Source organism: Reichenbachiella sp. MALMAid0571, assembly GCF_040151475.1.
In the GTDB taxonomy this organism is placed as follows: domain Bacteria; phylum Bacteroidota; class Bacteroidia; order Cytophagales; family Cyclobacteriaceae; genus CAXBNB01.
In genome coordinates, this window is the sequence record NZ_JBDKWG010000047.1 from 1 (window position 1) to 549 (window position 549).

Here is a 549-nt window from a genome sequence, read left to right on the forward strand (position 1 = left end):
CAAATGTTTAGAGGATATAAGCGCTATGAATCTGCGGGAATAAAATTCCATAACAATGCAAATAGTGTTGTATCTGAAAATCTGGTTACAGATAATTTCACTTATGGAATTTGGTTTGACAATAAATATCCGAATGCCAGAATATCAAATAATGTGATTGTTAATAATCAGCGTAGTGGAATCTTTCTGGAAATGGGAGATTATGATTTTGGAGCTGTCCTTGTAGATCATAACATCCTGATGAATAATGTTGAAAATCAGATATATATCCATGATGCTTCGGGAGGGCTCTTTGTAAACAATCTGATTTCAGGAACACGCAAAGCGGAAAAAAGCAAGCAATACGGTCAGGCAGTATATATCCGGCAGGTTCGTCCCAGAACCAAGACCTATCACCATGCTTTTTACAATAATATATTTTGTGGTAATGATATAATTTACGACATCAATTATCCGATGTTAAGAAGTGGAGAGCAGCGCTTTTTGGGGAATGTCTATGACAAAAGTGCATTACAAAATACGATGAAAATTAATCCAACATCAGATGTT

1 protein-coding gene is annotated in these 549 nt (G+C 35.3%); it reads left to right on the forward strand.

From position 1 onward, the window contains the following. The coding region (locus tag AAOP42_RS00670) for a right-handed parallel beta-helix repeat-containing protein (RefSeq protein WP_349526523.1) at positions 1-549 on the forward strand (549 nt) is incomplete at both ends.